Source organism: Roseateles sp., assembly GCF_052436255.1.
Classification (GTDB): Bacteria; Pseudomonadota; Gammaproteobacteria; order Burkholderiales; family Burkholderiaceae_C; genus Pelomonas.
Window position 1 is genome coordinate 23529 of the sequence record NZ_JBQVNP010000056.1, and the last position, 6854, is coordinate 30382.

Consider the following 6854-nt stretch of genomic DNA (forward strand, 5'->3'; position numbering starts at 1 on the left):
CCACGCTTTGCCTGAGGACGATGCGAAGTTTTTCGCGTTCAAGGAGCAATCCAATGACCCACCAACTGCATGCGACCTGCATCGAAGCGTGTGAGCAATGCGCGGCGGCGTGTCACCACTGTTCAATAGCCTGCTTGCAAGAGCAAGACGTCAAGACGATGGCACGCTGCATTGCGCTTGACCTGGACTGCGCGGCGATCTGCCAGCTCGCTTCGGCAGCGATGGCGCGGAACAGTGAGCACGTGCAGGCGATCTGTACGCTGTGCGCCGACATTTGCGACGCCTGTGCTGAGGAGTGCCTCAAGCACCAGATGGACCACTGTCAAGCGTGCGCGCAAGCTTGCCGCCGTTGTGCCGATGAATGCCGACGCATCGCCAAGACACCTCGTGCGACAGCCTCACAGTCGCTGGGTGATCACGCACATTGATGACCCTGAACCCGCCATCTATTTCCGCGCGCAAGACGTGATGAGTTCAGTACGCGGTCTAGTTGCTGAGCCTCCGTGCGACGACGTTCGGAGTGCTTTCACCGTCACGGTTTCCAACAACATATCCTTGGCTTCCAGCGCTTTACTGCCTCAACGCATGGTCCTTCCGCGACACATCGGCTTCATCCCAGACGGGAACCGACGCTGGGCGGCTGCCCAGACTCTGCCCAAGGAGGCAGGGTATGCGCACGGCATCGCGCCGGGTCTGTCGCTGTTTGAACAGTGCCAGCGCCTTGGCATTGAAGAGGTGTCCGTCTATGGCTTTACTCAGGACAACACGCGCCGACCCACTGTGCAGACCGAGCACTTTCGATCGGCATGTGTGGCCTTTGCACTGGAGGTCGTCCGCCGAGGCGCGGCCCTTCTGGTTGTCGGGGACGAACGGTCGCCGCAGTTCCCGGCGGAGCTGGCGCGCTACCGGAAGCGGTGCGCCGGTGACATCAAGGTCAACTTCCTCGTCAACTATGGCTGGGAATGGGACCTGAATGGACTGCGGGAAGGCCGGCTGCTGTCTGACCCAGTCTCACGCATCGATCTGATCGTGCGCTGGGGCGGAGGTCGCAGGCTGAGTGGGTTCCTGCCGGTGCAGTCCGTCTATGCAGACATCTATGTTGTCGAAGCGCTCTGGCCGGATTTCCAGCGCACACACCTCGAAAGCGCCCTGGCCTGGTTTCAGCAACAAGACCGCACGCTGGGGGGCTAACGAGATCGTGAAGCCCGACCGCAAAGCCATTTGAGTTAGAGGGCTTTGTACAGCCAGTGCTGGACCTTGCCACGGTGGGAAGCTTCACAGTAGCTATCACCCCATCGTATTGAAGGAGCCAGTGATGATTTCGTTTGAAGTGAATGACATGACATGCGGACACTGCGTCAGCATGATCACCAAGGCCATCAAGGGCGCCGATAGAGACGCTCAGGTTGCTATCGACCTCGCATCGAAGCGCGTAGACATCAACTCGAGCGCTGCGGATGCCGACGAATTGAAGGCGGCCATTCTGGACGCGGGCTACACGCCGGTCAAAGCTGTAGGCGCAGCTGCACCGACCACCGCTGGCAAAAGCGGGGGCTGCTGTGGCGGCTGTCGGTGAGACGGCTCGCCGCTTGCCCCTCATCCGGCAAGACCGATAGCCACTGGCTACCTGCGGGTGGGTGGCGATGCGGCAGCAGATGACGATGCACACACCGCACCGACCCTGAAGGCCCACGCTTCTGGGGCGGGCGGCCAAGTTCCATCACCGAAACCAACCCAGGAAGGAACGCTGACATGTCCACCAACCACGTTCACCCATCCCAGCCCGAGTCCAGCGGGCTGTCGCTACGTGCCGTCTGGGGCGCTGTTGTCATGGTCGCGTTGATCGGATTGGTCTTCCTTCTGCGCGAGCATTGGTCGCACCTTGCCGGTTCCTGGATTTATCTGGTGCTATTGGCCTGCCCGTTGATGCACCTCTTCCATGGACACGGCGGGCATGGCGGACACGGCGGTCATCGCGACATCGGATCCAGCCCGTCCGAAACCAAGGTCAGCTGATCATGGCTGCTCACACGCATGTGCATCACGAGGGCCACGCTCACGAAGCTACAGCGCCGCCGCAGGGTGCGGCCACGCTTAAAGACCCGGTCTGCGGGATGACCGTGACGGAAAAATCGCCACACCGGCTTGAGCACGAGGGTCGGCCGTACTACTTCTGCAGCGCCAAGTGCCAGGGCAAGTTCGCGTCTGAACCTGGTAAGTTCGGCGTGCCTGCGGTATCGACCGAGGCCGAGCCACCGGTGCCAGCGGAGGCGGGAACCATCTACACCTGCCCGATGCACCCCGAGATCCGCCAGGATCGGCCCGGCAACTGCCCCAAATGCGGCATGACGCTGGAGCCGGTGCTGCCCTCGCTCGACGATGAAGCGAACCCCGAGCTGGAGAGCTTCAAGCGCCGCTTCTGGTGGACCTTGCCGCTGACGGTGGTCGTGACCCTGCTCGCGATGTTCGGGCACAGCCTTGGCTGGTTTGACATGGCCAGGCAGAGCTGGATCGAACTCGTGCTGACGCTGCCCATCGTGCTGTGGGCCGGCGCACCGTTCTTTGTGCGCGGCGCTCAATCGGTGGCGAACCGCAGCCCCAACATGTGGACGTTAATCGGGCTCGGCACGGGCGCGGCCTTCCTATACAGCGTGGTGGCGACCGTCGCGCCTCAGGTGTTCCCGGCATCCTTCGTCTCGATGGGTCGGGTGGCGGTGTACTTCGAAGCGGCCGCCGTGATCATCTCGCTGACCCTGCTCGGGCAGATCCTGGAGTTGAAGGCCAGATCGCAGACCTCTGCCGCCATCAAGTCGCTGCTCGGCCTGGCACCCAAGACGGCACGCCGCATTGCAGCGGATGGCAGCGAGGCTGACATCCCGCTGGCCAATGTGCATGTGGGCGACCTGCTGCGCGTGCGCCCGGGCGAGAAGGTGCCGGTGGATGGCGTCGTGGTCGAGGGCAGCAGCGCACTCGATGAATCCATGCTGACCGGCGAGCCCTTGCCAGTCACCAAGCGGCCCGGCGACAAGCTGATCGGCGCCACGATGAACACCAGCGGCGCCCTGGTGATGCGCTCCGAGCATGTCGGCTCGGCGACGGTGCTGGCGCAGATCGTCCAGATGGTCGGCATGGCGCAGCGCTCCCGCGCGCCCATGCAGCGCATGGCCGACACCGTGGCGGGCTACTTCGTCATGGGCGTCGTGGGCATCGCGGCGCTGACCTTCTTCGGCTGGGGCTTCTTCGGACCCGAGCCCAGCTGGATCTATGGGCTCATCAACGCCGTGGCGGTGTTGATCATTGCCTGCCCCTGTGCGCTGGGCTTGGCCACACCCATGTCCATCATGGTGGCCACAGGCCGCGGCGCCACCAGCGGCGTGCTGTTCCGCGACGCAGCGGCGATAGAGAACCTGCGCAAGGTCGACACCGTCATCGTCGACAAGACGGGCACGCTAACCGAGGGGCGGCCGACCTTCGAGCGTGCGGTTGCGGCGCCTGGCATCTCCGAAGACGAGGTGCTGCGCCTGGCTGCCAGCCTGGATCAGGGCAGCGAGCATCCACTGGCTGCAGCCATCGTCGCAGCGGCCAAGGAGCGCGGTCTGGCGCTTGACAAACCCGAACAGTTCGACTCGGAGTCCGGCATCGGCGTGCGCGGCACGGTGGCCGGCAAGGCGCTGGCGCTCGGCAACACGGCGCTGATGGAACAACTGGGCGTCGACGTGTCGGCCCTGACGGGCCAGGCGGAGGCGCTGCGCGCCGAGGGCGCCAGCGTGATGCATCTCTCCGTAGACAAGACACTGCTCGGCTTGCTGGCCGTGTCCGACCCCGTCAAGGCCACCACGGCTGAAGCGCTGGCCTCGCTGCGCCAAGCCGGGCTGCGCGTCATCATGGCCACGGGCGACGGCCTGACGACAGCGCGAGCCGTTGGCCAGCGCCTGGGCATCGACGAAGTGCATGGCGAGGTCAAGCCCGCGGACAAGCTCAAGCTGGTTGAGCAACTGCAGTCGGAAGGCCGCGTGGTGGCCATGGCCGGCGACGGCATCAACGACGCCCCGGCGCTAGCGCGCGCCGACGTGGGCATCGCCATGGGAACGGGCACCGATGTCGCGATGAACAGCGCGCAGCTGACGCTCGTCAAGGGCGACCTGCGCGGCATCGCCACGGCGCGAGGCCTGTCGGTCGCGACCGTAGCCAACATGAAGCAGAACCTGGGCTTCGCCTTTGTCTACAACGCGCTTGGTGTCCCGCTCGCAGCCGGCCTGCTGTACCCGTTCACCGGCTGGCTGCTGTCGCCCATGATCGCGGCGTTGGCGATGAGCCTGAGCTCGGCCTCGGTGATCACCAATGCCTTGCGCCTGCGCAAGGCGGCCATCGAATGAGCCTTGGGCCGCAGCCGAAGTACGGCTTGTCAAGCTGGCTGCTTCTGGTATGCGGCGTATGGCTGGTGGGCCTGGGCGCCTACTTCATCTTCCTGCGCCCAGCGCTGTTGCCGGAAGACCAACGCTTCATGGGCACCAGCATTGACGCGCTCCGGTCGGCCGCGCCGGAGCTCGAGCGGTGGCTGGGCAAGGTGTTCACCGTCATGGGGGGTTTCATGGCAGGTGCCGGCGTTCTCGTCGTCTTCATCGCCCGCACGCTTCTGCCGGTTCGGGCACGTGGAACGGCGACCACATTGGCGGTTGCAGGCTTTTTTACCGTGGCCCTGATGAGCGCGAGCAACTTCGTGCTGCACTCGGACTTCAGGTGGCTGCTGCCTATCCCGGCTTTAGTATGGCTCGCTTCCGTGGTCAGCTACCTGGCCAAGCGCTGAGCATCCGCGAGCAACGTCGGCGATCACGTGACGTCATTTTCGCTGAAGCGGAACGCGGATCCCAAACGCGCCATGGTGCTGTTGGGAGCGATGGTGTTCCTCGTGGCGCTGGCTTACGGCGCGGCGCAACCGCTGCTGCAGCCCACGCTGCTGAGACATCTCGGCGCAGTGTCCGCGCAGGAGATCTCCCGTCAGGTGGGGTGGTTGGGCGGGGCTTACCTCTTCGCGCTATTCACATTCGCGCTCGTTTGGGGCTTCCTTTCGGATCGCATTGGGCGCGTCAAGGTACTCATGCTGGGGTTTGGCCTGTTCGTGGTGGGCACGGCCTTGACGGCGCTGGCCACGCAGATCGGCTGGATCTATGCCACTCGGCTCCTGGCCGGCGCGGGCGCTGCCGCCATTGTCCCGACGGCGCAGGCTTATATCGCTGACATCAGCACGCCGGTGGTGCGCAGCCGCCGGTTTGTCGTCTTGGGAACGCTGGCGTTTCTCGGCCTTATCGCCGGGCCTGCGTTTGGCACTTGGTTGGCCGGGCCTGTGATGCGCGAATCGGTGGGGCAGATGGCGCAGATGCTGCACTGGCCGGCCTGGGCGATTGCGGCGGTGGGCACAGCCGTGCTGGCGCTTACGCCTTGGGCGCTGAGCGGCGAGCGCGTCGGCACCGTGCCTCCCAGCGGCGACACCCAGAGGTCGCGCCGCCTCGCTCGCCAGTCCATGCTGCTGGCCTTCCTGGCCTCCGTTGCGGTGGGGACATTTGATGTCGGTTTCAACCTTTTTGGCAGCCAGACGATCGGCATGGACTCCAGCGCCATTGCCACCATGTTTGTCACTTGCAGCGTCGTCATGCTGGCAGCACAAATGAGCCTGCTCGTGGCGGCGGTGCGGCGTCGGCTGAACGAGCGGTGGCTGGCCGCCACCTTCGCCGGCGCGGCCCTGGCGCTGCTATTTCCCCCGCCCGACGCACGAGCGCTGGGCCTGATGGTCGCCGTCGTCGCCCTGGGCGCGGGAATGATCGCTCCCGTCTTGTCATACACGATGCTCAATCAACGACCCGGCGCTCCGGGCTCGCTGCTTGGTCAACTCGCAGCCGCCGGCAATCTCGGCCAAGCTGTGGGGGCCGTCGGCGGCGGCACCGCGTTTGCTTTTCATCCCCAGGCACCGTTCTGGATTGCTTCCGTAGTGCTCATCACCGGGGCCTGCGTCTCCTGGGGCTTGTGGCGTCCGCAGTCGTTGGACGATGACCCTGAGGTCAGGTAAGCGTATCGGTCACAGTTTCAATTCGTCAGGCCATATGGATGCACGGCTCGCCTTGCCACGCGGTCTCGACCCCTACTCGATCACCAGTTCGGTCTTGTCCAGTTGCAGGGTGATGCAGCGAGATGTTGACCTTGACGCTGGCCGGCTTTTCCGGTGCAACGAAGCCGCAATCCAGCGTCACCTCCCCGTCCTCAAACCGGGACTCGGTCTTGCTGCCCGGCCGGCAGATCACTGGCGCTCCGTTGAGTGTCGGCAAGCGGAGTGACACGATGCTGTCGTCGTGGCTGCCCAGGAAATGCGCCTTGAAGCGAACGTCCTTGCCAGCAAACGAACCCGGCAGCGAGCACACCGCCTCTGCCTGCTCATCATTCAAAACCGTGCTCTGGCACGCAAGTGCGGCAGGAACGGAGGGTGCTGCGCTGGCCATCGGTGTGAGCACGGCAAGAAGTAGCACCGGAAACAACCGGAACGTGGCGCAGCGTGCAGTGTCTTCAAGCATCTTCTGAATGGTGCCGCTGGCGAGTGACACCGCCATGGCACCGTGGCAACGAGGCCAAAAATTCTCTGCGTCGCCTCTTGACTCTCCCATCATGGCAAGCTTGAGACTTCCGTTCATGGGTCGGCACTGAAGCCGGCCGGGAAGGAATCAATGAACTCACTTGCACCCACCACTCAGGCGGCAGATGCGCGCCGCTGGACATTCCCCATCGCAGGGATGACCTGCGCCTCCTGCGTCGCCCGAGTCGAGAAGGCCCTTGCGAAGGTGCCGGGCGTCCGCGAAGCCATCGTC

9 protein-coding genes are annotated in these 6854 nt (G+C 64.5%); 8 read left to right on the forward strand and 1 reads right to left on the reverse strand.

Features of this window, described 5'->3' with window-relative positions; translation table 11 throughout:
• Positions 1-53 precede the first annotated feature (53 nt).
• The 7 genes from ACT6S0_RS14325 (at position 54) to ACT6S0_RS14355 (ending at position 6064) form a co-directional block, all read left to right on the forward strand.
• On the forward strand, positions 54-428 hold the full coding sequence (locus tag ACT6S0_RS14325; RefSeq protein WP_444764505.1) for a four-helix bundle copper-binding protein: 375 nt from the start codon (positions 54-56) through the stop codon (positions 426-428).
• Entirely contained in the window at positions 412-1191 is a 780-nt protein-coding gene (locus tag ACT6S0_RS14330) for an undecaprenyl diphosphate synthase family protein (protein ID WP_444764507.1), read from the forward strand. The genes ACT6S0_RS14325 and ACT6S0_RS14330 overlap by 17 nt, the downstream gene beginning before the upstream one ends.
• A 124-nt stretch (positions 1192-1315) precedes the next feature.
• Positions 1316-1576: a heavy-metal-associated domain-containing protein gene (locus ACT6S0_RS14335; RefSeq protein WP_444764508.1), complete on the forward strand. Its 261-nt coding sequence runs from the start codon at positions 1316-1318 to the stop codon at positions 1574-1576.
• Positions 1577-1752: 176 nt separating this feature from the next.
• On the forward strand, positions 1753-2016 hold the full coding sequence (locus ACT6S0_RS14340) for a DUF2933 domain-containing protein (RefSeq protein WP_444764509.1): 264 nt from the start codon (positions 1753-1755) through the stop codon (positions 2014-2016).
• A 2-nt stretch (positions 2017-2018) separates the two neighbouring features.
• Positions 2019-4376, forward strand: a complete 2358-nt coding sequence (locus ACT6S0_RS14345; RefSeq protein WP_444764510.1) for a heavy metal translocating P-type ATPase — start codon at positions 2019-2021, stop codon at positions 4374-4376.
• A 26-nt stretch (positions 4377-4402) separates the two neighbouring features.
• Positions 4403-4807 (forward strand): hypothetical protein, encoded by a 405-nt coding sequence (locus ACT6S0_RS14350; protein ID WP_444692071.1) that lies wholly within the window; start codon positions 4403-4405, stop codon positions 4805-4807.
• Positions 4808-4834: 27 nt separating this feature from the next.
• Positions 4835-6064, forward strand: a complete 1230-nt coding sequence (locus ACT6S0_RS14355; protein ID WP_444692072.1) for an MFS transporter — start codon at positions 4835-4837, stop codon at positions 6062-6064.
• Positions 6065-6089: 25 nt separating this feature from the next.
• Here ACT6S0_RS14355 and ACT6S0_RS14360 read toward each other — a convergent pair whose 3' ends face one another.
• Complete coding sequence (locus ACT6S0_RS14360; RefSeq protein ID WP_444692073.1) at positions 6090-6680, reverse strand: hypothetical protein; 591 nt, start codon at positions 6678-6680, stop codon at positions 6090-6092.
• Positions 6681-6713: 33 nt separating this feature from the next.
• Between ACT6S0_RS14360 and ACT6S0_RS14365 the strand changes: the two genes are divergently transcribed.
• A partial coding sequence (locus tag ACT6S0_RS14365; RefSeq protein ID WP_444763601.1) for a heavy-metal-associated domain-containing protein occupies positions 6714-6854 on the forward strand: 141 nt, incomplete at its 3' end.

What these genes read in the sequence shown, in the direction of transcription:
- ACT6S0_RS14325 (WP_444764505.1), top strand. Translation starts at nt 54, where the DNA reads ATGACCCACCAACTGCATGCGACCTGCATCGAAGCGTGTGAGCAATGC.
- ACT6S0_RS14335 (WP_444764508.1), top strand. Translation starts at nt 1,316, where the DNA reads ATGATTTCGTTTGAAGTGAATGACATGACATGCGGACACTGCGTCAGC.
- ACT6S0_RS14340 (WP_444764509.1), top strand. Translation starts at nt 1,753, where the DNA reads ATGTCCACCAACCACGTTCACCCATCCCAGCCCGAGTCCAGCGGGCTG.
- ACT6S0_RS14345 (WP_444764510.1), top strand. Translation starts at nt 2,019, where the DNA reads ATGGCTGCTCACACGCATGTGCATCACGAGGGCCACGCTCACGAAGCT.
- ACT6S0_RS14360 (WP_444692073.1), bottom strand. Translation starts at nt 6,680, where the DNA reads ATGAACGGAAGTCTCAAGCTTGCCATGATGGGAGAGTCAAGAGGCGAC.